This is a genomic window from [Leptolyngbya] sp. PCC 7376 (assembly GCF_000316605.1).
Lineage (GTDB): Bacteria > Cyanobacteriota > Cyanobacteriia > Cyanobacteriales > MRBY01 > MRBY01.
Genome location: NC_019683.1, coordinates 654187 through 678869, shown reverse-complemented (window position 1 = coordinate 678869; position 24683 = coordinate 654187). Strand labels below are relative to the sequence as shown.

Sequence of the window (24683 nt, the reverse complement as noted above, 5' to 3'; positions counted from 1 at the left end):
AAATAGAAAAACTTACAAGCCATTGAGTTCAAGGTTGACACCGAGAGCCAATATCGTAATCATCTCTTTTGAAACGGTTTCATTGACATACTCGGTAATCAGGCACAATAAAAGGCAGTTGAGGCATCGGCAAAAACTGCATCTTTATGGATAGTCAACAACAAGAGCGACATTTTAGTCTGGCCCGAGCGAGTCTCCAGCAGGCATTGGCTTGGTATGGCAACACGCGCCGCCATTGGCACTATCCACCGGATCCAGAGCTGAAAGCCGCCGTTCATCCAGAACTCCACAAGCTACAACAGGCGATCGCCAAACTCGATAGCCAACTCCTGCGCATTTCAACATTTGGATTGGTGAGCCGTGGTAAATCGGCAGTTATTAATGCCCTGCTTGGTAACAAGATTTTAGAGACTGGTCCTTTGCATGGCGTCACGCAATATCCTCGGACCATTCGCTGGGATTTACCAACGGATAAGCTCAAAATTGATCTGATTGACACACCAGGATTGGATGAAATTGAGGGGGAAATGCGGAGTAAAATGGCCGCGGATGTCGCTGCTGAGTCCGATTTGATTTTGTTTATTGTGGCTGGGGACATCACTCGCACTGAATACGAAGCGCTCCACGAACTCCGTCAACAGCAAAAACCAATCCTAGTTGTCTTTAATAAGATTGACCTCTATCCTGACTGCGATCGCCAAGCCATTTTTCAGCAATTGCAGCAGCTCGGACGAGAAACAAATGACACCACTCTTCCGCTCACCACTGACGAAATTGTGATGGTTGCTGCCGAACCCCAGGCGATCGCCCTCCGCATCGAACATCCCGATGGCAGCATCGAGGAAACTTGGGAGACTCCCGATGCCCAGATTGACCCACTCCGCGAAAAGATTTTTCAGATTTTGAGTCAAGAAGGCAAATCTTTAATGGCGATTCACGCTCTCGTGCAAGCGCGTCATCTCCAGCAAACCATCGCTGATAAAACCCTTGATCACCGTCAACAGGAAGCGGAAGATTTAATCTGGACCTACGCCAAATACAAAGCCACGGCGATCGCCCTTAATCCCATCGGTGTCATCGATGTATTTGCCGGAACCTTTACCGACCTCGCCTTAATCCGTGCCTTAGCTCGCCTCTACGGATTGCCGATGACCAGCCATGAAGCCACAAAACTATGGCGCAATATCCTTATGAGCGCAGGCATTTTATTTGCAATGGAACTGGGTAGCGGTTTTTTCGTCGGTTTAGGGAGAACAGCAGGACTTGGAGCCATCACCCTAAATCCCAGTGTTATCGGCGTTTATGGCACAGCGGCTCTAGCCCAGGGCGGCATCGCGGCTTACGGCTGTTACATCATCGGGAAAGTCACCAAAACCTACCTTCAACAAGGATGTAGCTGGGGCAATCTCGGTGCGAGCACCACCATCCGCGAAATTCTCAAACAATGCGATCACCGCACCCTCCTTTATCGCCTCCAGTCCGAAATTTCCCTGACGCCGTAACCCAAACTCTAAAGCTACAGTGAGAGCAGATCTTTAATAATCCAGCACTATGAAAAAATTATTGCTTGCCCTAACCTTCACGGCGATCGCCCCTTTCTCAGCCTTCGCCCAATCCCCTACCCCAGAGCAAATGGGAGAATTTCTCGCGGGGGAAATGTGCGCCGACTATCTCGAAACAGGCGAGTTTTTTGGCGATGATGGCTATGAAAAAATGGCTGGCAAATTGATTGCTGAATATGGCAGCGAATCAGCACTGCTACTTTTAGAATTAGCCCCTAAATTTTCTCGTCCTCCCCAAGAACTCCTCGATGATCCCTATCTTTTCCCTATGGCGCAATCACTGGTAAGCAATATGGCAAAGGATGATCAATGTTTTCGGATGTTCCTCGCTGAAGAAGTCTTTAAGGAAGAATCTGAAGACGCAGCAGCAGAACCCAATATGGATACGCAGCAAATCCCTACAACTAACTAAATTTCAGCCGAGGTTCCTTTTTTGCAATGTGACAATCAAGGAAAAGACGTGAAACTCTCGTAGGCGAGCAAGGGATAAAAATGACCGACTGGCCCTGTACCTTTCCCAATTGCGAGGCTAAAGCGCAAGGCTTCGGTGACATATTTTTTCGCAAGCTTTACGGCCTCTAATGGCTCTTTTCCGAGGGCTAACTGAGCTGTAATGGCTGCGGATAGAGTACAGCCAGTGCCGTGGGTATGGGGCGTATCAACTGTTTGAGTACGGAGCACTTCGAGGCGATCGCCATCAAACCAAACATCAACGCCTTGATTTTCGCCGACCATCGCACCTCCTTTCACTAGCACAGCCTCACAACCCAAGGTCAAAATCTTTTGGGCAGCGACTTCCATATCTGCCAGAGTGTTAATCATCATGCCGCTTAAGATCTGGGCTTCATAGCGGTTGGGGGTCAAAATTTTCGCTTGGGGAACTAATTTTTTACGTAGGCAGGCGATCGCTGCATCATCAATCAATTCCACTCCAGTACGCGACACCATCACCGGATCAACGACTAAATTGGGCAACTTTCCTGCCTCAGCTTGCGCAGCGATCGCCACAATAATACATTCATTGAGAAGCATGCCCGTTTTAACTGCTTGCACGCCAATATCACTCACCACGGCATCAACCTGAGCGACAACTTGCGCGGGATTAATCGCGACAACGTCCGTCACCCCAACGGTATTCTGAGCTGTGACACAAGTAATCGCACTAGTACCATGCACCTTATGGAACGCAAACGTCCGTAAATCTGCCTGAATCCCAGCACCACCACCACTATCAGAACCGGCAATCGTAAGCGCAATATTAGGCTTCAAAGTCATGGCGTAACAACCAAAAACTTAACGGCGAGGAGAACGACGACGTTGTAAGAATTCAGGGATATCTAAACCAGTAGAATTCGGGCGCTGTGGAGGCTGTTGCTGCGGTTGCTTAGGCTCAGAACGCAAAGGTCGCGGATTATTAGGAGGTTGCTGCTGGGTGGGTGGCTGCTCAGTTGGCCGCGCAGATTTCTGAGGCATTGGTGGAAAACCACGGCGCAATGGTGATGGGACAGAGGTTTCTTCTTGCGGAGCATCAGCAACAAAACCAGTGGCAATTACAGTAATGCGAATTTCACCCTGTAGTTGCTCATCGATCACCGCACCAAAAATAATATTGGCATTGGGATCAACCACTTCATAAATGGCTTCAGCAGCAGCATTTACTTCATGCAAGGTTAAATCATGGCCACCTGTAATATTCAGGACAACACCTTTCGCTCCTTCAACAGAAGACTCCATTAACGGCGAAGAAATAGCGGCGATCGCCGCTTCCCTTGCGCGAGACTTCCCAGAACCCACGCCAATACCCATTAGCGCAGAACCGGCATCAGCCATTACCGCACGAACATCAGCGAAGTCAACGTTCACTAGACCAGGGATAGTAATGATGTCTGAAATACCTTGGACACCCTGTCTGAGGATATCGTCAGCAATCCGAAAGGCTTCCTGCATCGGCGTTTCTGGCGCGATAACATTCAGCAATTGATTGTTGGGAATGACAAGTAATGTATCAACACGACTTTGAAGAGCAGTAATACCTTCTTCTGCCTGATTTGTTCGACGACGACCTTCAAACTTAAACGGACGGGTCACTACGCCCACAGTCAGACAACCTAAGTCTTTAGCGATCTCTGCCACAACAGGTGCGGCTCCAGTACCTGTACCACCACCCATACCAGCGGTAATGAAGACTAAATCAGCACCTTCTAAAGCTTGGGCGATTTCATCACGGGATTCTTCAGCTGCTTTTTGACCAATGGCAGGGTTACCACCAGCTCCGAGACCACGGGTGATTTTTTGCCCAATCTGTAAACGATTTGGAGCGAGGGCGTTAGTTAATGCTTGAGCATCAGTATTAATTGACCAAAAATCAATCCCAGAAACGCCACTTTCGAGCATCCGGTTAACTGCGTTACCGCCGCCACCGCCAACACCAATCACCTTAATCTGAGCAACACTGCTGGGTGTGATCTGAAATTCTGACTTGTTGTTGTCTGCGGCTGTCGTCAGGTTACTCATGTTCGCATCGTAGGAAACGGCGTTGGGTTGAAAAGGGTGGTTTTGGCTCACGGTCACAAAAGAAAATGTGCGATGGGTTTAGGTATGAAACGATCCTTCTTTTTATGAAGAAGTTTCGGATCTTTACTCAATTGGGTTTGAGCTAAATTCTAGTGCCATTGTAAAGGGAATCACCATTGGCGGGAAAAAAATCCTTCTTTTGTACGAGGGATAACATTATTTTTTCACTTTAAGGGGCTTCCTTAGAGGCAATGCGGGCTTTAATAATAGGTTGGTTCGGATCTGATAAATCTACGTAATCAATATTATTCGGAATAATCTTTTCGTCCAAGGTCGCAAGTTTGGCGATCGCCACGAGTTGTTCTTCGAGTTGGGCAAGATCGCTACCAAGATGAAACTGGCCATTGGCGGTATTGAGCTTTAGATTATTTGAGTCTTGCCAATCAACACTAAAAATTTTGACGGGCGATCGCTGCAACACTGGATAGCTTTGCTCCCATTGCTCAATCTGAATGGCCCGAATTCCTATTACTTCAAGAGTTGGCAGGGTTATTTCATCGGTTACTTCGCGATAGGCTGTCTCCGGTAGCCAGTTCCCTTGCTCATCAAGATAACCCTGTTGTGAAGCGTTCCCTTTAGTTTGGGGAGAGATCGGTGCAACTGATCGCGCCACAGGTAATCGTTCTTGCACTTGGACAGAAAGACTGGGGGGCAGTAAATGGCGGGTAACGATCGCCTCTGCAATCGGCCCTTCTGTTTCGATTTCCTGTTCAAGGCGTTGGGGCTTTAAGGAAAGGAGAGATTGGGGATAATCCAAAGGGATCAGCTCCCGCACAGTGCTGACAGACAAAGAGGTATTGCCTTCAATTTCAATCTGTTCACTGCTATATAAAACCCATTCTGGACGAGTCGTTAGCCATACTGCCCCAGACGCAATGCCAATCAGTGCAAAGGATCGCCATAGTCCTTGAACCCAACGAATTGAGCGTTGCCGTTGCTTTTGTTTGCGACGTTTGCGGAGATCATCGCGAATTACGGAAACTGTGTCAGGCATTGGCGCGTCCTAGATTCTAGGCTATTCGAGCAAGAAATATGTCTCATCTTAATCGAACAGTATACTAAGGAAGCGAATGGCAACTTCTTGTAATACCCCAATAGCAACGGCCAACCTGAATTTAAAGCTTGAATTGAAAGTTTATGGCGTTTTCACCTTCTGATCCGATGGCATTGCAGCTACAGGAATTTTTCCGGGCTTGTAATCCCAGTAAAACGCTTAATCTTGCTAATCCGGGCGATCGCCAGTATTACATTGACTTTGCGGCGGTGCGGGGCGGCAAAATTATCGAAGCCTTAGCCCGGACGATTACCCGTCTTTCTCCGGAGGAACCCACCTGCCAACTTTTCACTGGCCATATCGGCTGCGGAAAATCGACAGAATTATTGCGACTTAAAGCCCTCTTAGAGCAAGAAAACTTTGAGGTAATCTATTTCGAGTCCAGTCGCGATCTCGATATGGAAGACGTCAGCATTAGCGACATTTTATTGGCTGTGGCACGTTCAGTCAGCGAACATCTCGAAGGTATTGATATTTCCCTCAAACCCAGCTATTTCCAGCAGCTTTTTGAGGAAATCAAAGATTTTTTACAAACACCAGTCCAGCTCGACGCAAAAGCAGAACTATCTCTCGGTCTCGCAAAGATCACTGCTCGCACAAAAGAAAGTCCACGATTACGACAACAAATTCGTCAGTCTCTAGAGCCGCGCACCGAAGGTATTTTGCGATCAATTAATGAAGAGCTTTTAGGACAGGCAAATCTAGCGCTCAAGCAACGGGGCAAAAAAGGATTGGTTGTGATCATCGATAATCTTGATCGTATTTCCTCTCGCCAAGCGACTCGCGATCGCTCCCTTCCTGAGTATTTATTTATTGACCGTGGTCAACAACTCCGGCGTTTAAATTGCCATGTGATTTATACAATTCCGCTAGCCCTCATTTTTTCCAATGAATATCAAGCCCTAAAAAATCGATTAGGTGGTGGCGTTGCTCCAAGAATGCTGCCGATGGTACCAATCCAAAAACGTGATCGCAGCCTCGATTCAAAAGGTTTGATTTTGCTGCAACAGTTGGTTTTAGCCAGAGCTTTCCCCAAGCTATCTCCGCGTCAACGCATTGAGTGCATCCCGAAATTGTTTGACAGCAGTATCACTCTGAATCGTCTGTGTCTAATCAGTGGTGGTCATGTGCGGACTCTCCTAGGGCTCTTGTATAACTGCCTCCAACAGACCGATCCACCATTTACTCGCGACTGTATTGAAATGGTGATCAAGGGCTATCGCGACGATATTCTATTGGCAGTTGAAGATCATGAGTGGAAAATGCTTGCTCAGGTGATGCAGCAGCAAACAATTCGGGGAGAACAGGAATATCAGATTTTGCTCCGGAGCCTCTTTGTCTATGAATATCAAGACCAGCAAGGTCGTTGGTTTGGGATTAATCCAGCCTTGGCAGAAACCAACCGATTTAAACAAATGCTCCAAAGCCTCGGCTAAAGTAGATTGTTTCCCATTTTTTTCGTCGATTGACGTTAGGTAGTTTCAGGGCAGTGCTATGGTTCGCGCCGATCATTTCGATCTCATCAATGCACAAAATCGGCGATCGCAGTCTGTATTAGAGCGGTCACTTTTTTTTGCGCCCCAGGAATTTTCCCTCTTGCTTGTACGCTGTAACTACCATGCGTTAACTGCCGAAGTTCAGAAAAAATTATGTGCTTCCCACCAACTCAATAAACTTTGGCAGCAGCAGGAACAAGAATTTCAATTTGAATATTTTGGCAATATCGAATTTGAGCAACTTGTCTCAGGTAAAAAGCATCGGGGTGTTATCTACCTCCGTCTGACAGCGGCTTCCACAAACCTCGAAAGTATTTTAAGTTCAGTCTTTGAGCATTTAGAGAAGCTGGGAGTACAGCGAGATTGTGCCGCTGGTGTAATGGTTTCTGGTCTTGAGCAAGTAGGACGGTTGGCACTCAGCCTCGCATTACTAAATCAAGTGCGAGATCAACTGAGTTATCTGTTGCCTTGCCCACTAGTGCTGTGGTTAACAGAGCGTGGGGCTCGCAAGTTATTTCGACTAGCGCCAGATGTCAAAAGTTGGGCAGTCACTTCAATCCAATTCAATTGGGATGTCGAACATTTACAAAAACTTTTGCATCAGTTTGAAGCAGACTGTTTTCGGCAATTGGAACAAGCGGGAGGATTACAGTTTGTTAGCAATAAAGATCTTGATTTGGCAGCCGATGGACGACGACGTTTAGAGTTAGAGCTGGCAAGGGCTGAGTTACAGCAGCAAGAGGTGGCGATCGCCCAATGTAGTGAGGGATTTTGGGCATTTATTCAGGGTCGAGATGCTTATGGATCACATGATCTTACTGCCGCACACCAACATTATTTAGACTGTCTCAAAATTTATGGCAGTCTAGCTCCAGATACAGAGATTACGCCTGAGTTTTTGCAAGGAGATTTTCTAACAAAAGCGGAAGGTTTATCTGGCGATCGCCTCCCAAAATTAGCGATGTTATGTTTTCATCTGAGCTTGCTCTATGACGAATGGGCTCAGGAACAATACGACGGCGTTCAAAATTGGCAACAAGGCGAAGCTTATCTAAGGGCAGGTTTAGCTCTCTGGAAACGTCTTAAAAATTGGCCATGGGTCGCACATCTCACCACAGCATTGGGATTGATGCTAAGGCAGCTCGAAAGTTGGCAAGCCCTCGAAGATTTGGGTTGGTCTACCACCAAAAATCTAGACATGTATTGTTCTCAGATGTTGCTCACGCGGAATTATGGCGTGCTCGCAGAAGTGGCGATCGCCAATCAGCAATGGGAAAAAGCTCAGATGTTAGCCCAGAGCGCCATCGAAACCTACGAGCGTTGCGACGAAGACACTTCTGAATATGATTTGCCTTGGTACTACCTCGTCATTGCCCAGGCTCAACAACATTTAGTCGGGTCTCAAGCAGCGATCGTTTATCTCGAATCTGCCCATGATCTGATCCTGCGACACCTCGGCCAAGCCCAACGCCAAACCTGGTCAGGCTGGTATCTGCGGCTGTATCGCGATATCTTGCAACTGCTCCGACATCTCCACCGAGAAATGGGACATTATGAGCAGGCTTTTGATCTCCAGCGAGAGCTCCAGCAATGTGAGCAGCAATGGGGCTGGCAAGTCTTTTTTGGGGCAGCAGCGTTACCAACCCCATTAGCAACGACAACATCAGAACTTCGCCAAAATACCAAAAATATTTTGCTCGCATCCCGCCGCCAAGATGATGTCAAACGATTACTTGAACGGTTAAGTCGAGACGAACATAAACTCACTATTCTGCACGGCTTTTCGGGGGTAGGTAAAACATCGCTATTGCAAGCGGGGCTAGTCCCAAATTTACGAGGGCAACTGATTAATGCCCGGGAAACCTTGCCAATCATGCTGAAAAAGTATGGGCAATGGCACAGGCAACTCGCTAAGGCGATCGCCACCGAACGGCTACAGTTTATCCATCATCCCAGTCCTGGTACTGACTCTGAACCGATTACGCTCCTCCAGGAAAACGGCAACAATAACCTTTTAACTGTTTTAATTTTTGATCAGTTTGAGCAATTCCTCGAACAATACCCGACACCGACTGAACGACGAGACTTTTTTCGCTTTTTAACGCAATGTCTGCAATTGCCTTTTATCAAAATAATTTTGTCGCTGCGGGAAGACCATTTGGCCTATCTACTGGAATGGGAAACGGCAGGTCACTTGGGCATTGTTAACGACAATTTACTCGATCGTAATATTCGTTATCGCCTCGGCAATCTTGAGGCAGAAGCCGCCCACAATTTACTGACATTTTTGTCAGAGCGGGCACCTCGCCCTTTGGAAGCAGCTTTTGTTGATCGCTTAATTGGAGATCTCAGTGATGATTTGGGTACAGTTCGTCCGATTGAATTACAGGTCATTGGCTTCCAGCTCCAGCAGGATAATATCACCACCCTAGGTCGGTATTTGGAGCTAGGGCGGGATCCAAAACAGACGGTTCTCGAAAAATTTTTGTCTCAAATCGTCGATCAATGTGGCTCAGAACATCATCATCTCGCCTGGCAGTTTTTGTATCATCTCACCAGCCCTCGCCAAACTCGTCCAGAGGTTACCTACGATGAATTTATTCGGCTTTGTCGTAGTCAAAAAGGGAGTATTCCAAGTTGCCGGGCGATCGCCGATCTGATTTTGCATATTTTTGTGGGGACAGGATTAGTCATTCGCCATCGTTATGGCGTTCAGGATACCTACCAGCTCGTCCATGACTATTTGGTTCAGCCCATCCGCAATCGCCAGAGTAATGTGCAATCGCAGGAACTAGCTGAGCGTCTCGCCTCGCAGGATCGAGAAATTAGTCGTATTCGTCGCCATTGGGGGCAGTCTATAGCAACAATTGGAGCTCTCCTCGCAGTGGTTGCATCGATGGTATTTTTAGCGCAACGAGCCAATCGTCAGCGGTATCGTCAGTGGCAAGTTACCCAAAATGCCGAACTAATGGCCCTCAGCAATGCCTCAGAAGCATTGTTTTATAGCGATCAGCAATTTGAAGCGTTACTCGAAAGTTTACGGGCAACAGTTAGGCTACGCGCTCTCCTTAATTCCAATCCTGAGGCGATCGCCCCAGCAACCAAACTGAAAGTGTTAAGCACCCTCGAACAATCATATTTTGGGCTACAGGAAAATAATCGTTTTGAGGGTCATAGCGATTCGGTATTTGACATTAATCTCTCCCCTGATGGTCAATATCTTGCCTCAGCAGGACTCGATAATACGGTGCGCCTGTGGAATATGGAGGGCGAACTTCTCCAAACAATGATTGGCCATGAGGAGCGAGTCACAAGGGTGGTATTTGCGCCAGATAGTCAATCGATCTTTTCGAGTAGCTGGGACAACACAGTCAAAGAATGGTCGATCTCTGGCAAGGAGTTACGCACTTTAGATGTAGATCTGGAGACACTGACAGCCATTAATCTCAGCAATGATGGTCAACGCTTGGCGATCGCCGGTGGGTCTGGAGCGGCACTCTACAATGTGGATGGCTCACTGATTAAAAGGTTAGTTAGTGACCGCGTGATCTATTGGATAAACTTTAGTCCTGACAACACCGAAATTCTCACCCTTGATGACAACAATCAAATCACTCTCTGGGATCAAGACGGAAATGTCCGCCAAACTCTCCGCATCGAAAGTATTGACGCCACCCAACTTTTATTTGCAACCTTTAGTCCAGACGGCAACACTCTAATTGGCAGCGACACCAACGGCAATCTCAATTTCTGGCAGCGGGGCGATCGCCAAGAATTATTTACTGCGGAGAGCCTGAATTTATTAGCAGCTCACACCGAGCCTATTTTCTTTGTGAGCTTTAACCAAGATGGCAGTCAATTCGCGACAGCCAGCGCCGATAATCTCGTCAAAATTTGGGACAAAAATTTCAATCTGCTCAATACTTTTTCTGGCCACCGCGATGACATTCGCACCGCTATTTTCCATCCAGATACAAAACAAGTTATTTCCGCCAGCATGGATAAAAGCATGCGCCTCTGGGAAGCCGTACCAGATAGGCGCATTACCCTCCGACATGAGTTGCCCATCCGTGACCTGCGCTTCGCCAAAGATGGTAACCATATCGCTACCGCCAGCCTCGATACAACGATCAAACTTTGGGAGCGCCAAAGCGGCAAACTTCTCCACACGTTACAAGGTCACACAGATTGGATTAATGCAGTGGCTTGGCATCCCAATGGCGAAAAAATCATTAGCGGTAGTGATGATCAAACCGTTCGACTCTGGTCACGCAACGGTCAACCACTAGAGACTCTGACAGCTCACAAGAATCGAGTTTTAGACGTGGAATATAGTCCTGACGGTAGCTTGTTTGCGTCCTCAGATTTAGATGGGGTCATAAATATTTGGTCAGCGGATGGCACCTTACTTCAAACCTTGGCAGAGCATGAAGATCGCGTTAACAGCATTAATTTCAGCCCCGACAGCAAATTGCTAGCATCAGCCAGCGATGATCGCACGGTTAAAGTGTGGCAACGGCGCGCTGATAATAGCTTTTTCCTTGTGTCACAATTTGAACCACACAGTAGTTGGGTTACCGATGTCACTTTTTCGGGAGGCGGCGAATATTTAGCGTTTTCGGGCTATGACAATATCATTCAAGTCCAGCAGATGCGCTATCAAAACAACAATCCCCAGTTTGATGAACCCATTACTCTCAAAGGTCACAGCGACAGTATTGCGAACCTCCGGTTTAGTCCAATTGTGCCGCTCCTCGCCACGAGCACTTGGAATAATCAGCTCCAACTCTGGACATTAGACGATACGTTGCTCAAAAGTTTAGATGGTCATACTGATCTCATTACAGGTTTGGATTGGAGTCCAGATGGTGGGGCGATCGCCACAGCGAGTAATGACAACACCGCAATTATCTGGGAGCTAGATCTCGACCGACTCCTAGCAAAAAGCTGTGATTGGTTGCAGTTTTATCTGCGCCATAACCCCAAAGTTCGGGACGGCGATCGCCAGCTTTGTGACCCCCTAGAACCATTCAATTCGGCGTCATCAAACCGCTCTGAAAATAGCCAATAAGACAGACAGACTTCCCCAAATCGAGAACGCTATACTAACTAGACGATCTCTACTCTGCCTGTTTCGCTGATGACCCAGACTCCCGTTGCTTCTACAGCCCTGATGCCTCTCGACTGGAGTTGGCGTGACCAAAAAATCTGCTATACCGTTCAAGGGGAAGGCCAACCCTTACTTCTCATCCACGGCTTTGGCGCATCTATTGGTCACTGGAAACACAATATTCCAGCCTTAGCCGAACATGGCTACCAAATTTTTGCGATTGATTTATTAGGCTTTGGTGGCTCGGCAAAACCAGCTTGGGATTACAGCCTAGAACTATGGCAAGAACTGCTGCATGATTTCTGGCAAGACAAAATTCAACGACCCACTATTTTTGTTGGTAATTCCATCGGTGGCTTATTAAGTTTGGCAATGTTGGCGAATTATCCAGATCTCTGTGCAGGTGGAGTTTTGATTAATTGTGCAGGGGGTTTAAATCATCGCCCTGATGAACTGGCTTTACCGTTACGTTTGGTGATGAGTGCTTTTGCAAAACTGGTGAGTTCTCCACTCACCGGAAAACTGATTTTCAATGAAATTCGCCGCAAATTTCGCATTAAAGGAACTCTTTATCAGGTTTATGGCGATCGCCGCGCAGTAACCGATGAGCTTGTTGAAATGCTTTATGCACCATCCTGCGATGAAGGAGCCCAAAAGGTTTTTGCATCAGTCATTACAGCACCACCAGGAGAAAACCCAACTGAACTTCTCCCCAAACGCAAACATCCCCTACTTGTCCTTTGGGGTGATCAAGATCCTTGGACACCAATTAAAGGTTCACAAATTTATCAGGATCTAGCAGCAGCCAATGAAGGTGTCGAATTTCATCCCATTCCGGGAGCAGGGCACTGCCCTCACGACGAAAATCCAACTTTAGTCAATTCACTCATTTCTGATTGGCTTTCCCGTCTACCAAATTAGACAGCTCAGATCATTCGCAACCAAAATAAAACCCACGCTTGAAAAATATTTTTCAAGCGTGGGTTTTGTAATTTTCTTTTTTAAAGTCTTTAGTCCTGGCAAGTCTTGCAGAGACCTTTAACCGTTACCTCGTAACTTTCAGCCTGTAAATCATCGGAAAGCTCTTCGAGATTAAAACAACTAAACGTTTGCCACGCTAGATCATGAATGGCACCACAGTCTCGACAGACGAAATGGTGATGGGGATTCACATTGGCATCGTAACGGGTAACCCCTTCATCAAGCAGGACTTCACGGACTAAATTCACTTCACGCAAAATGGTTAAAGCACTATAAACACTGGCCTTCGAAGCGATAGGCAACTCAGCGTTGACATCTTCTAAAATCTGCTCAACCGTAGGGTGATCGTCACGACGCAACAAATTGGCGTACACCGCAAAACGCTGGGGAGTAATTCTTAACCCCTCATGTTTCATGACATCACGGATTTCGTTCGCGCTTGAAGATTTGAGCATGATATGGACTCAATGGCTAAGCCAAGGTAGTACTGGCCGCTATTGTGACGAAGTTCCGATACAGAAATCAAGATTATTCAACATAGATATTACGTTGAGTGAAGTTTCTTGAGGTTCTGTTGAGAATCATCAGCCTTTGCGGATATGTGATTCAGATCACTTTGCTTATATTAACACTTTTATCTGATAGTTGCTTTGTTATATGAGCGATTGTCAGAATTGACATTTTACAAGATAAGAATTATTCTTAGTCAAGAATAGATTGCACATGAGGATTAACGTTATGGATATGCAAAATGCGCGCACAGTAGACAATTTAGAGGCAGCTTTTGGGGGTGAGTCTCAAGCAAATCGGAAGTATCTCTTTTTCGCAGATGTTGCCAAAAAGCTTGGGATGTCTGACTTAGCGAAGTTATTTCGGGAAACGGCTAACCAAGAGACTGAGCATGCTTTTGCCCATTTTCGTTTGTTACATCCTGAGCTTGTCGTGAAAAATCCTGATGCGCTCAGTGATGCGGACAAGAAAAAGATCGCGGCACGTTGTTTAGAGCTGGCGATCGCCGGCGAAACTTACGAGTATCAAACGATGTACCCAGAGTTCGCGGCTCAGGCACAGCAGGATAAGGATGCAGGGGCAGAGGCTGAGTTTAAAGAGCAGGAAGAAGAGTCTAAAGAACATGCGGAAATGTTCCACACTGCAGCGAAGAACTTCGGGTTGCTTACATCCATCGAAGAACACCATGCCAATCAGTATAGTGATGCTCTCAAAGCCTTGGATGGTGGGGAAGCAACACCACGTTCCCTTGGTCAAAAGTGGATCTGTAAAAAATGCTCCATGATTTACGATCCAGCTGTTGGCGATCCTGATTCTGGTATTGCGGCGGGTACAAATTTCGAAGATATTCCCGACGATTGGCAGTGCCCGATCTGTGGTGCAACAAAAAAGACATTTGTGCCCTACGAGGAATACGTAGCAGCAGCTTAGGCTAAAACGTTAAACGGTGAATGAAGACATCAGGGGGCGATCGCCCCTTTTTTATTTATCAGTCTGATGGAAAGTCTTCGATTTACTGATGAAACAAGCATGGGCAAAACCAGAGCTGAGTACTTATACTCAAGAAAGTAAGTGTAAATAGCGCGGGGAGGCCAAGAATACATCATGCAATTCCAACAAGAAAAGAACGAAATTCGCTGGATTTCTGGATTGGCTCTACTCATTTCTGGTTTTTTGACTATCGCCGTGTGTTTGTAGAGCTGAGATTTGAAACGCGTCCCCTACTCAGCTGAATGTTGAATGCAGAAAAACTTAGGAGTATTCTGAATATCTGTTATATCAAGCTCCTATAGTTATTTTCATGTTTAATAAACGTCGATTGTTTATCAGTGGGGCGATCGCCTCAATCATTGTCACAACAATTATTGCCTGTAATCCTCCGACGGAAACGTCAGATTCCAGCAGCAACGAAACCGATTCCACTAGCGAAATTGTTATCGGTGTTGGCGTAGCTCAAACCAGTAATGTCGCCTTGCTCGGCCAAGAACAAGTGATTGGTGCCAAGCTGGCCGAAACCTATTTCAATGACAACGATGGTATCAATGGGCAAGCCTTTAGCATTGCCCTACAGGACGTTGCCGGAGATGAACAGGGCGCAATTAATGCCTTCAATACCCTGATTAACCAAGACAAAGTTGTTGGAATTGTTGGGCCAACTCTTTCCCAACAAGCCTTTGCAGCTGACCCTATCGCGAACCGCGCTCAACTCCCTGTATTAGGCCCTTCCAACACAGCCCAAGGTATCCCACAAATTGGTGAATTTATTGGTCGTGTCTCTGCACCAGTCGCCGTTGTTGCTCCCAATGCTGTCGAACAAGCTTTAAAGGTCAATCCAGACATCTCTAAAGTTGCAGTTTTCTTTGCTCAGAATGACGCATTCAGTAAATCCGAAACCGAAACCTTTCAACAAACGGTCAAAGATTTTGAGTTGGATCTGGTCACTGTCCAGAAATTTCAAACCACGGATACTGACTTCCAGACCCAAGCTACAACGGCGATCAATCTTGACCCAGATCTTGTGATTATTTCCGGTCTGGCAGCAGATGGCGGCAATCTCGTAAAACAACTGCGGGAGCTCGGTTACAAAGGCATCATTATTGGTGGTAATGGCTTAAATACTTCAAATATTTTCCCCGTTTGCCAAGCAAAATGTGATGGCGTATTAATCGCCCAAGCCTATAGTCCAGAGCTAGAAAACGACATTAATACAGCCTTCCGCGAAGCATATATCGCTGAGAATGAAACTGACCCACCACAATTCAGTGCTCAAGCCTTTACTGGTGTACAAGTTTTTGTTGAAGCTTTGCGTAGTTTAGATGCAAAATCACCTGTGGCTGAAATGTCTTTATCCGATTTGCGTAAGCAATTACGGGATGAAGTTTTTGCCGGAACATATGTCACTCCCCTCGGTGAAATTTCCTTTACGGAAGAAGGTGAGCTTGTCCAAAAGCAATTTTATGTTGCGAAGATTGAGATGGACGAGTCTGGTGAAGAAGGGAAATTCACCTTTATTGAATAGTCACAAAGATTGACTCAGGATTTTCAAGAGCCATAGTGGCATCGATTAAAAAGGGTTTGGTTGAAGTTTTATCGCTTTGGCCAAGCTTTTTTTATTTAGGAGTGTTTTTGATGGTCTGTACTATCTAGCTTTTTTGGCTAGCATATTTTCAGTGACACAATTCATTTCATGTCTAAATTTCTTTCTCGCAATGTTGTCGGTTTGGCGATCGCCGCAACAATAGTTTTACCTGTTCAAGCGGTCGAAGTTTCAAAAGTGCCTAAGCCTTGGGATACGGGCAATAGTTGGGTAACCGATATGGGGGATTTGCTGACCCCTCAGACAGAAGCGCAGCTGAATAAAATGATTTCGGAGCTGGAGGCAAAGAATGGGACTGAAATCGTCGTGGTTGCTGTACCGAATACTGCGCCTTCTGCTACCCCAAAAGAATTTACAACCGAGCTTTTTAATACCTGGGGTATCGGGAAAGCAGGGGTTAACAATGGGGTTTTATTTGTTATCTCAAAGGGCGATCGCCGCGTCGAGATAGAAACAGGCTATGGCGTAGAGGAGTTTTTACCGGATGCTCGCGTAGGTGCAATTATCGACAAACAAATTATCCCAGCCTTTAAAGAAGGAGATTTTGATAGTGGCGTTATCAATGGAACAAAAGGATTAATTAAAGAATTAGAACCTGCAAAATTCCCTCTTCAAAGAACTATCAGCAGTGGGTTTGAAAAAATCACATTATTTTTGTGGAATAAGCTACCTGTCATCATCGTTCTAGGCTTATTTTTTAGCCCATTTGCCCTGGTGATTGGCAGAATCATAATTTATTTAAGTCGGCCTCTTTATGTCAAACCATGGGGGAAAACAAAAGAGAAAGATTCAGCGAGTGTAAGTCGTCGCATGCACTGCGATGAATGTCGCACCAAAATGCGAAAAGTCAAGCCCAAAATTCTTTCTGAATCACTATCAGAACCAGAAAAATTCGCTAAGAAAAAACATTACGCATATATAAACGGCTGGCAATGCCTAAAATGTTCTTCATCTGACGAAAAACCAGAGCAGATCCACGTCTTTGTTTACCCTGGACTCATAACAAAGCGTTTATTGCGAAAAGTGCGAAGCCCCTACTGCGCGTATTAAATCAAGTGAATCTCTTGTAAAAGCAACCTACAGTCGTGCTGGTAAAGAAAGACAAACTTGCGTGTGCCGGTTTTGTCAGCATGAGTTCAGCCAAGAGGCCGTTACGCCTCGACTAAGTCACTCTTCCTCTAGTAGTTCCAACTCTTATTCTTCTAGCAGTTCTAGTAGCAGCGGTGGTAGTAGTAGCTCCTCAGGTGGTGGTAGCTCTGGTGGAGGTGGTGCTGGCGGTAGCTGGTAAAGATAGTCTTTATAGACTCTTTTATTGTTAACTAATCTTTCGGATCACGAAAAATGAGTTCAGATAATTTACGTATTCCTGATGAGATTGCCCAGGAGGTTCTAGACTTAGCTTCTCGTTATTACGAAGACTATAAAGATAGTTATTCAGCGGCAGATTTAGTCGAAATTGGTGGGCAAGTTTCGATTCCGGCTGAACTCATACAAAAGGCGATCGCCGAAATTGAGCAACAAAAAAGACAAGAGCAACTCGCAAAGAAAAAGAAAGCAACACAACAACAGCTCTATAAACGGATTGGGATTGGTGCGGTTGTCATATCAGGACTGTGGGCTATTTTCACGTTTAATCATTTAAATAGCGCAAAATCAAACGTTAAAGCAGCATTAGCCCAAGTCGAAAATCAGCAGCAGCGGCGGACAGAATTAATTCCAGATTTGGTCAATATTACGAAGACTTTTGCGAATCAAGAAGAACGAATTCTCACCCAACTCATTTCGGCAAGAGAAAGTTATTTAGTAGCTCAAACGCCGACTGAAAAATCCCAGGCGATCGCCGCAGTAAATAATGCCATTAGTGAGTTCACTCAGTTTTCTGCCCAAAATCCTGAACTGGCGAATAATCAACTTTTTATCAATCTTCAATATGAACTCGCGGGCACAGCCAATCGTTTAGCTGTTGAGCGTAAACGATATAACGAGGCTATCCAAGATTATGAACAAGTGACCCAGAGCTTTCCCAATGTTCTCATCGCTAAAGTGGCTGGATTTAATGCGGCGGAATTTTCAACCAATAATCAATGATGCAGAGAGCATCACTCCCTAGATAATCGCGATATCTTTGGAGGTGAAAAAATCAGTTGGGCGATCGCCACCCATTTCCTCCTCCACTCAAATCTTTACGATCTACGACACTGGATCACCTTCTTCTAAAGACTTTTCTACAATGAGATGCGTGATTACTTTATTGATGGAGATCCAAACTCGTGCGTAACGTGACCCCTAACGGGAACTTTCCACTTTCCCTGGTTGGCACTATTGTTGCCTTTGCCGTATTTCTGGTATTAAATGCCTTTGTCATTATCAATCCCGGACAAGCAGGGGTATTAAGTGTGCTAGGTAAGGCCCAAGACGGCGCTTTACTAGAAGGTTTTCACATTAAGCCACCTTTCATCACAAACGTCGATGTCTATGATGTAACCGTCCAAAAATTTGAAGTCCCTGCCGAAAGTTCGACAAAAGATTTGCAGGATTTATCGGCACGGTTTGCGATTAACTTCCGCCTCGATCCTGTTGAAGTTGTAACCATCCGTCGAACCCAAGGCACACTCCAAAATATTGTTGCGAAAATTATTGCACCCCAAACCCAGGAATCTTTCAAGATTGCGGCAGCTAAACGTACTGTTGAGGAAGCAATCACAAAGCGTACAGAGCTAAAACGTGACTTTGATGACGCCCTTGATACTCGCCTCAAAAAATATGGCATTATCGTGCTGGATACTAGCGTGGTCGATCTCAATTTCTCTGCTGAATTCTCGAAGGCAGTAGAGGAAAAACAAATTGCTGAACAGCGTGCTCAACGGGCAATTTATGTGGCTCAAGAAGCAGAGCAACAAGCACAGGCAGATGTTAACCGCGCGAAAGGTAAAGCGGAAGCGCAACGCCTCCTTGCTGAAACGCTTAAGGCTCAGGGTGGTGAACTCGTACTGGAGAAAGAAGCGATTGAAGCATGGCGCGAAGGTGGTGCTCAAATGCCCAATGTTTTAGTGATGGGTGAGAAAGGTGGTAGCGTACCATTCCTGTTTAACCTCGGGGATGCTGCTAAATAGAGTTAGTTTAATTTCGTAGTAGGTGGATCTTGAATCCTCCTAACTCCCCCTTAAATTAAGGGGGACTTTTTTCTTTTTAGTGTTCTGGCAAGTCGATTTATGGATTTTTTCTTCTGGGCGATCGCCGCGAGTTTTATCTTTGTGATTGGGTCTTGCTTCGGTAGTTTCCTTAATGTTGTGGTGTATCGTTTGCCAGAAGGACTGTCTTTGATCCACCCGCCGTCCCGCTGCCCAAAATGTGGTCATGGCTTGAGCGCTCGGGAAAATATTCCAGTCTTTGGTTGGATCACGCTGCTCGGAAAATGTCGGTGGTGCAAAACGCCTATCCCAGTACGCTATCCTCTCGTTGAAGCATTTGTGGGGTTATTATTTGTCGCAGTATTTTTTCGATTTGGGTTACATCTAGAGGCGATCGCCGCCGCCGTTTTACTTTTTTGGCTGACTTCCCTTGCCCTCATCGATTTTGATACCTTTACTCTGCCGAACTCCCTAACCCAGTCTGGTTTAGTACTCGGCCTCATTTTTCAGATTATGCTCGGCTTTCAGGCCAATAGCTTGACTGGCGCAATCCAATATTTTATTGGAGGCATTGGCGCGATGGTTTTGGGGATATGGTTATTAGATATTGTCGGATTTCTCGGGACGATTGCCCTCAAACAACAAGCGATGGGCGGCGGTGACCCAAAATTATTGGCGATGATTGGTGTTTGGCTCGGTTGGCAAAATGTTATCCTCACAATCTTTTTGTCCTGCGCCCTTGGCACCGCGATTATCGGTACAGCAATGAAGCTCGGCAAACATGGCAAAAAACAGCATTTACCCTTTGGCCCTTTTCTAGCGATGGGTGCGATGGGGAGTTTATTTTTTGGCGATCGCCTAATTGCCTTATATTTAGACTCGTTTTTAGGTTTTTAGCGAAAGCTTTCTGTATGATGAGGGGTGGTCGAAACGATAGCCTAGTTCAGTATTGAAATCCCCACGTTGGCAACGACAGAATATCAATCTATGGCAGCGGCAACTAGAAATTTTTGCTGTCGCTTCGCAATTTGTCGCGCGTCTTGGCAAAGATAAATTCTTTGGGGGCAAAAATGAATCCAGTAACCGTCGTCGTCAAGCTCGCTGGCTAGTCAACCATCTCCTCGATCTCGGGCCAACTTTTATCAAAATTGGTCAGGCGATGTCCACCCGTCCCGACCTTTTTCCGATCGAATACATCGAAGAACTGAGTCAGCTGCAAGATCGTGTGCCTCCCTTCAACAGCACAGAGGCGATCGCCGTCATCGAGAAATCATTTGAGAAATCTCTCTACTCAGTTTTTAAAGACTTTGATCAAGAACCCCTTGCCTCAGCAAGTTTAGGACAGGTTCATAAAGCAATTCTATATACTGGCGAAGAAGTTGCCGTTAAAGTGCAGCGCCCCGGCCTTAAAAATCTGTTTCACGTCGATATCCAAGTCATTGAAAGATTAATGGCGATCGCCGGACGCTTTGCAAAAGATCTCCATAAATATAATCTGACCCAAGTCTGCCGTGAATTTTTTGACCTGCTATACCAAGAAATTGACTATGTGCAGGAAGGAAAAAATGGCGATCATTTCCGCAGTAACTTCGCTGGCCAAAACCATATCCTTGTCCCAAAAGTCTATTGGCAATACACCACTGAGCGTGTCCTTACCCTCGAATATCTCCCCGGCATAAAAATCGATGACCGTGCTGCTCTCGAAGCAGTCAATATCAATCCCGATAACGTCATTAGCCTTGGCATTTCCGCATACCTCAAGCAATTACTGCAAGACGGATTTTTCCAATCTGATCCCCATCCGGGCAATATGGCGGTTGATGAAGATGGCAAACTAATTTTCTACGACTTTGGCACCATGACCGAAGTCAAATCGATGGAAAAGACGCAGATGATGCGTACTTTTTTCGCCATCCTCCGCAAAGATACTGATGAAGTGGTAGACACCTTAGTCTATATGGGTTTAGTCGAACCGATGGCCGACATGACTCCCATTAAACGGATGATTGCATTTCTACTCGATAAATTCCGCGATCGCCCCGTTGATTTAAAAGAATTTGAGCAGATTAGCGGCGAAATCTATTTGATGTTTGAACAGCAGCCATTCCGGTTGCCTCCTCAAATGACGTTCATCATCAAAGCAATTACAACCCTTGATGGCATTGCCCGCGCCCTTGATCCCCAGTACAACCTGCTCGCCGCAGCCCAACCCTTTGTCCGAAGCATTGCCATTAGCAAAGAAGAAAACGAAAGCCGTATTACCTCCCTAGCGAAACAAGCAAAAGAATTCGTTCTCTACCAAATCAAAAAACCGACCCGCACCGAGATGGCGATTAAACGCCTCGAATCCCGCATCGAGCTCGGTGAAATTCAGTTCCGCGTTAAATCTCTGGAGAGCGATCGCCAACTCCGTCGCATTTATCTCGCCGTCAAAACCATTATGTACGGCACTCTCAGTGGCTTTGCAACCATTGTCGGCGTGTTACTCCTCAGCTATCCCAACTATGCGATCGCCGTTTTTTGCATTGCCCTTTTCCTAGGATTCTTGACTGGGCGATCGCTCCTCAAACTCCTACTCCAAGAACGCATTGACCGCTTAGTCCGCAAATAATCTCCTCATTGTAGACAGTATTCATTCGTATCCAGCACTATCGTTTCCGTAATATTGCATAAGCTTCATCACCAAAATCTATTGGCCAGATCATTCAAAATATGCTCCGAGATTCAGTAGAATAACGAATTTTTAACCTTTTTTTTACTAATATTAACGTGAGTTCTGGATAAGGAAAAGAGACTCTAATTGAGTTGGAGAGAAGGTGTCTTAGGCTGATGACAAGAGGCAATCAAGCCACAGAGCAAATAGACGCAGAAGTTCGCTGGACTACGATGTCTAGAGTGCTCAATCTGAGAAATGTTCTTCAGTTGGTTGGATATTTGACCTCTTGCAAAAGGGGTGAGAGTAGGGAAAAAAGAGGAAAGTAACAGAGCCATAGCGATAAAAATGCCAACTTACGAACAGCTCCAACATTTATCTCCAGAACAATTCAGGAGAGCCTGTGGAGTTAAACTTCAGACTTTCAATCGTCTGGTAGAGGTCCTCGCAGAAGCTAAAGCAAAGCAAAAACCCGGTCGTCCCAGTATTGTATCCCTGGAAAATCAGTTACTCCTCACCTTGGAATATCTGAGGGAATATCGCACTTATTTTCATATCGCTCAATCATGGGGCATTCATGAATCAACAGTTTGTCGCATGGTGCAAAAAACAGAGAATAAACTCATCAAAGAAACCGATTTCCACTTACCCGGCATGAAACAGCTCCATGGTTCAGAAGAGTTATCTCTAACAGTAGTGGTTGATGGATGCCACAGAACAGGCGATTGAAAAGCCCAAAAAAACAACGTCTTTACTACTCAGGGAAAAAGAAGCATCATTCCCTTAAAGCTCAAATAGTTATTGCTTGGCAGTGGGCACAGATTATCTGTTGTGACTGTGAGAAAGGTAGCACCCATGACTTCAAACTACTCAAAAAGAGTAGAGTGCATTTTCAGCAGGGACAACTCTGCCCAAAGAGCGATTGACCGCCTCAATGGCATTGGTGGTGTAAATGATGCGACGGATGGGAGCTGGATAATCAAATAATGGAATGATGTTTTCCCAATGATTCAGCCATATTTGGGAAATAGTGGGGTAGATACAGCAAATTTCAGCCTAGCAAGGTGTATGAAGTAGTATAGGTGAGTTGACTGGTGAGGAAGAAAGTAGCATCTTGCCGAAAGCCTACTCATTAGACTTAAGACAGAAAATAGTGGATGCCTACGAAAGGGGTGGTGTGAGTCAAAGTAGTCTTGCCCGACAATTTGGAGTGGCGAAAAGTTTTGTACAAAAGCTCCTCGACCAAAAACGACTGACAGGGTCGATTGCTCCGAAAAAACGAAGCCAACAAACACCTCCCAAATTAAACGAAGAGCATCAAACAATATTGCGCCAGTTGCTCACCAAGAAAAACGATGCGACGCTAGCGGAACTATGTGATGAGATGGAGAAACGCACTGGTCTCCGTGTGGCCAATAGCACAATGCATCGCACCTTAAGAAGAATGGGATATAGCCTCAAAAAAAACATTCTATCCAGACCTTAAGGCGACAAAACGAGTGCAACAAGCCAGATATGATTTTTGGCAGAAAATGCAAGCGACTCTAGCGAAAAACTTGATTTTTATCGATGAATCGGGCGTGAACTTAGCCATGACAAGACTGAGGGCACGTTCTGAGAAAGGGAAACGAGCTTATAGTCCGAAATCCAGTAAACGAGGCAAGAATGTTTCTTTGATTGGAGCATTAGGCTTCAAGGGAATGGTCGCTAATTATCATCTGCTGGGGAGTACGGATGGATTAACCTTTGAAGCATTCATCAGCCAGAAGTTAATACCAAACTTATGGGCGGGAGCATGTGTGGTGATGGATAACTGTTCGATTCATTTAGGAGAGTCAGTACGCACAATGATTGAGGCCGTGGGAGCTAAGTTGATTTACCTTCCTCCCTATTCTCCAGATTTTTCACCCATTGAAAATTGCTGGTCAAAGTTGAAAAGTACCTTGAAAAGTATCGGGGCAAGAACTTATCTAGCTCTAGACAAGGCAATTGAGGTAGCTTTTTCCAAGATTACCCTTGATGATATTCGATGCTGGTTTACACATTGCTGCTATTGCACCTCACTCGACTAGAAATTGCTATACCGTCCCAACGCTCCGCAAAAGCAGTTAAGGCGGATTCTGCCTCGGAAACTGTGGCGGCCTGGTAAATAGGCTTGAGGTCTGACACCACGGACTTACGGTCTTTCCAAGAAACGAATTTCAGGCTATTTCGTATCAGATGAACGATACATAATTGCACTCTCGTTTTTGGGAACACCGCTTCAATGGCAGCGGGAAATCCCTTCAACCCATCCACACAAGCTATGCAGATATGTTCGACCCCCCGATGGTGGATTTCATTCAGCACTGACAACCAAAATTTTGCCCCCTCTCCTCCCGAGGATAGCCACATTCCTAAGACCTCCTTGTGACCGGACTGCTTCACTCCCAGTGCTAGATAGAGAGTCTGATTCGTATCCCGTCCTTCCTCTCTGATTTTTATTCTCATGCCATCCAGCCACAATATCGGATATATCTCCTCCAGAGGACGATGCTGCCATGCTTTGATTTCCTCCATCACTGCCGAGGTCACTTCACTCACTAGCCCAGCTGAAATCTCCACCCCATACAGTTCTTGCATTTGTGCCTGAATATCTCTGGTACTCATACCTCGACTGTACAAAGCCAGTATCTTCTCTTCTAGCCCTTGAATACGCCTTTGACCTTTGGGCACTAACAGCGGCTCAAATTCACTTTTCCTATCCCTTGGGATGCTGATATCCATTTCCCCTTGGGTTGATTTGATTGTTTTCTTGGAATAGCCGTTTCTACTATTCTGCTTTCCTGCTTCTTTGACTTGATTCAGATGATGACTCAATTCCCCTTGCAAGGCTCTTTCAATTAACTCTCTTACTCAACTGCTGTAGCAAGCCTGATTCTCCCAGAATTGATTCCGAGTCTGGACAATCTTGCAGTAATTCATCAATCAGTTCATCGGCTCTACTGGTTTGATTCTGTTTTTTCATGGGTCATGG

21 protein-coding genes and 3 pseudogenes are annotated in these 24683 nt (G+C 45.8%); 17 read left to right on the top strand and 7 right to left on the bottom strand.

The window, feature by feature from the left end; genetic code table 11:
* The first annotated feature begins 146 nt into the window (after nucleotides 1-146).
* Together LEPTO7376_RS03035 and LEPTO7376_RS03030 are read left to right on the top strand one after the other, a co-directional pair.
* Nucleotides 147-1502 (top strand): GTP-binding protein, encoded by a 1356-nt coding sequence (locus LEPTO7376_RS03035; protein ID WP_015132802.1) that lies wholly within the window; start codon nucleotides 147-149, stop codon nucleotides 1500-1502.
* A 49-nt stretch (nucleotides 1503-1551) separates the two neighbouring features.
* Entirely contained in the window at nucleotides 1552-1974 is a 423-nt protein-coding gene (locus LEPTO7376_RS03030; protein WP_015132801.1) for a hypothetical protein, read from the top strand.
* Nucleotides 1975-2009: 35 nt separating this feature from the next.
* Here LEPTO7376_RS03030 and thiD read toward each other — a convergent pair whose 3' ends face one another.
* The 3 genes from thiD to LEPTO7376_RS03015 all read right to left on the bottom strand — a co-directional run bounded on the left by thiD (nucleotide 2010) and on the right by LEPTO7376_RS03015 (nucleotide 5130).
* Nucleotides 2010-2837 (bottom strand): bifunctional hydroxymethylpyrimidine kinase/phosphomethylpyrimidine kinase, encoded by an 828-nt coding sequence (gene thiD / locus LEPTO7376_RS03025; protein WP_015132800.1) that lies wholly within the window; start codon nucleotides 2835-2837, stop codon nucleotides 2010-2012.
* Between the two features lie 18 nt (nucleotides 2838-2855).
* Nucleotides 2856-4076, bottom strand: a complete 1221-nt coding sequence (gene ftsZ / locus LEPTO7376_RS03020) for a cell division protein FtsZ (protein WP_015132799.1) — start codon at nucleotides 4074-4076, stop codon at nucleotides 2856-2858.
* 229 nt (nucleotides 4077-4305) lie between these two features.
* Nucleotides 4306-5130 carry a cell division protein FtsQ/DivIB gene (locus LEPTO7376_RS03015; RefSeq protein WP_015132798.1) on the bottom strand — a complete coding sequence of 275 codons (825 nt, stop codon included), beginning with the start codon at nucleotides 5128-5130 and terminating at the stop codon, nucleotides 4306-4308.
* A 143-nt stretch (nucleotides 5131-5273) separates the two neighbouring features.
* Here LEPTO7376_RS03015 and LEPTO7376_RS03010 point away from each other — a divergent pair, with 143 nt between their 5' ends.
* The 3 genes from LEPTO7376_RS03010 to LEPTO7376_RS03000 all read left to right on the top strand — a co-directional run bounded on the left by LEPTO7376_RS03010 (nucleotide 5274) and on the right by LEPTO7376_RS03000 (nucleotide 12717).
* Nucleotides 5274-6626: a P-loop NTPase fold protein gene (locus LEPTO7376_RS03010; RefSeq protein ID WP_015132797.1), complete on the top strand. Its 1353-nt coding sequence runs from the start codon at nucleotides 5274-5276 to the stop codon at nucleotides 6624-6626.
* A 58-nt stretch (nucleotides 6627-6684) separates the two neighbouring features.
* Nucleotides 6685-11757: a WD40 repeat domain-containing protein gene (locus tag LEPTO7376_RS03005; RefSeq protein WP_015132796.1), complete on the top strand. Its 5073-nt coding sequence runs from the start codon at nucleotides 6685-6687 to the stop codon at nucleotides 11755-11757.
* A gap of 66 nt (nucleotides 11758-11823) precedes the next feature.
* Entirely contained in the window at nucleotides 11824-12717 is an 894-nt protein-coding gene (locus tag LEPTO7376_RS03000) for an alpha/beta fold hydrolase (protein WP_041763128.1), read from the top strand.
* A gap of 89 nt (nucleotides 12718-12806) precedes the next feature.
* Here LEPTO7376_RS03000 and LEPTO7376_RS02995 read toward each other — a convergent pair whose 3' ends face one another.
* Nucleotides 12807-13232: a Fur family transcriptional regulator gene (locus LEPTO7376_RS02995; protein WP_015132794.1), complete on the bottom strand. Its 426-nt coding sequence runs from the start codon at nucleotides 13230-13232 to the stop codon at nucleotides 12807-12809.
* A 283-nt stretch (nucleotides 13233-13515) separates the two neighbouring features.
* Here LEPTO7376_RS02995 and LEPTO7376_RS28610 point away from each other — a divergent pair, with 283 nt between their 5' ends.
* The 8 genes from LEPTO7376_RS28610 to LEPTO7376_RS02960 all read left to right on the top strand — a co-directional run bounded on the left by LEPTO7376_RS28610 (nucleotide 13516) and on the right by LEPTO7376_RS02960 (nucleotide 21625).
* Nucleotides 13516-14217: a rubrerythrin family protein gene (locus tag LEPTO7376_RS28610; protein ID WP_015132793.1), complete on the top strand. Its 702-nt coding sequence runs from the start codon at nucleotides 13516-13518 to the stop codon at nucleotides 14215-14217.
* A gap of 370 nt (nucleotides 14218-14587) precedes the next feature.
* Nucleotides 14588-15805, top strand: a complete 1218-nt coding sequence (locus LEPTO7376_RS02985) for an ABC transporter substrate-binding protein (protein ID WP_015132792.1) — start codon at nucleotides 14588-14590, stop codon at nucleotides 15803-15805.
* A 168-nt stretch (nucleotides 15806-15973) separates the two neighbouring features.
* On the top strand, nucleotides 15974-16933 hold the full coding sequence (locus LEPTO7376_RS24290) for a YgcG family protein (protein WP_015132791.1): 960 nt from the start codon (nucleotides 15974-15976) through the stop codon (nucleotides 16931-16933).
* Nucleotides 16934-16994: 61 nt separating this feature from the next.
* Nucleotides 16995-17171 (top strand): hypothetical protein, encoded by a 177-nt coding sequence (locus LEPTO7376_RS26165; RefSeq protein WP_160148369.1) that lies wholly within the window; start codon nucleotides 16995-16997, stop codon nucleotides 17169-17171.
* Nucleotides 17172-17224: 53 nt separating this feature from the next.
* Nucleotides 17225-17971 carry a LemA family protein gene (locus LEPTO7376_RS02975; protein ID WP_015132790.1) on the top strand — a complete coding sequence of 249 codons (747 nt, stop codon included), beginning with the start codon at nucleotides 17225-17227 and terminating at the stop codon, nucleotides 17969-17971.
* 182 nt (nucleotides 17972-18153) lie between these two features.
* On the top strand, nucleotides 18154-18996 hold the full coding sequence (locus tag LEPTO7376_RS02970; protein ID WP_015132789.1) for a prohibitin family protein: 843 nt from the start codon (nucleotides 18154-18156) through the stop codon (nucleotides 18994-18996).
* 99 nt (nucleotides 18997-19095) lie between these two features.
* On the top strand, nucleotides 19096-19911 hold the full coding sequence (locus LEPTO7376_RS02965) for an A24 family peptidase (protein WP_015132788.1): 816 nt from the start codon (nucleotides 19096-19098) through the stop codon (nucleotides 19909-19911).
* A gap of 52 nt (nucleotides 19912-19963) precedes the next feature.
* Nucleotides 19964-21625 (top strand): AarF/ABC1/UbiB kinase family protein, encoded by a 1662-nt coding sequence (locus LEPTO7376_RS02960; RefSeq protein WP_015132787.1) that lies wholly within the window; start codon nucleotides 19964-19966, stop codon nucleotides 21623-21625.
* Between the two features lie 185 nt (nucleotides 21626-21810).
* Here the strand turns inward: LEPTO7376_RS02960 and LEPTO7376_RS27180 are convergent.
* Nucleotides 21811-21948 (bottom strand): annotated as a pseudogene (locus LEPTO7376_RS27180) (IS982 family transposase); the annotation flags it as partial.
* Nucleotides 21949-22015: 67 nt separating this feature from the next.
* Between LEPTO7376_RS27180 and LEPTO7376_RS02955 the strand changes: the two are divergent.
* Nucleotides 22016-22396, top strand: coding sequence for a transposase family protein (locus tag LEPTO7376_RS02955; protein WP_225901167.1), 381 nt, complete (start codon nucleotides 22016-22018; stop codon nucleotides 22394-22396).
* Nucleotides 22375-22593: a transposase family protein gene (locus LEPTO7376_RS27175; RefSeq protein WP_225901166.1), complete on the top strand. Its 219-nt coding sequence runs from the start codon at nucleotides 22375-22377 to the stop codon at nucleotides 22591-22593. The genes LEPTO7376_RS02955 and LEPTO7376_RS27175 overlap by 22 nt, the downstream gene beginning before the upstream one ends.
* Here the strand turns inward: LEPTO7376_RS27175 and LEPTO7376_RS24275 are convergent.
* Nucleotides 22547-22705: pseudogene (locus LEPTO7376_RS24275) on the bottom strand (transposase); the annotation flags it as partial. The gene LEPTO7376_RS27175 and the pseudogene LEPTO7376_RS24275 sit on opposite strands and share 47 nt — an antisense overlap.
* Nucleotides 22706-22754: 49 nt before the next feature.
* On the opposite strand from LEPTO7376_RS24275, the gene LEPTO7376_RS27170 reads away from it, so the two are divergent.
* Both LEPTO7376_RS27170 and LEPTO7376_RS27165 read left to right on the top strand, forming a co-directional pair.
* Nucleotides 22755-23153 carry a transposase gene (locus LEPTO7376_RS27170; RefSeq protein ID WP_225901096.1) on the top strand — a complete coding sequence of 133 codons (399 nt, stop codon included), beginning with the start codon at nucleotides 22755-22757 and terminating at the stop codon, nucleotides 23151-23153.
* A 13-nt stretch (nucleotides 23154-23166) separates the two neighbouring features.
* The gene (locus LEPTO7376_RS27165; protein ID WP_041763060.1) at nucleotides 23167-23739 is read left to right on the top strand and encodes an IS630 family transposase; all 573 of its coding nucleotides are present in this window, start codon (nucleotides 23167-23169) and stop codon (nucleotides 23737-23739) included.
* Nucleotides 23740-23752: 13 nt separating this feature from the next.
* On the opposite strand, the pseudogene LEPTO7376_RS02940 reads toward LEPTO7376_RS27165, so the two are convergent.
* A pseudogene (locus LEPTO7376_RS02940) lies at nucleotides 23753-24674 on the bottom strand (IS256 family transposase); the annotation flags it as partial.
* Between the last annotated feature and the right edge of the window lie 9 nt (nucleotides 24675-24683).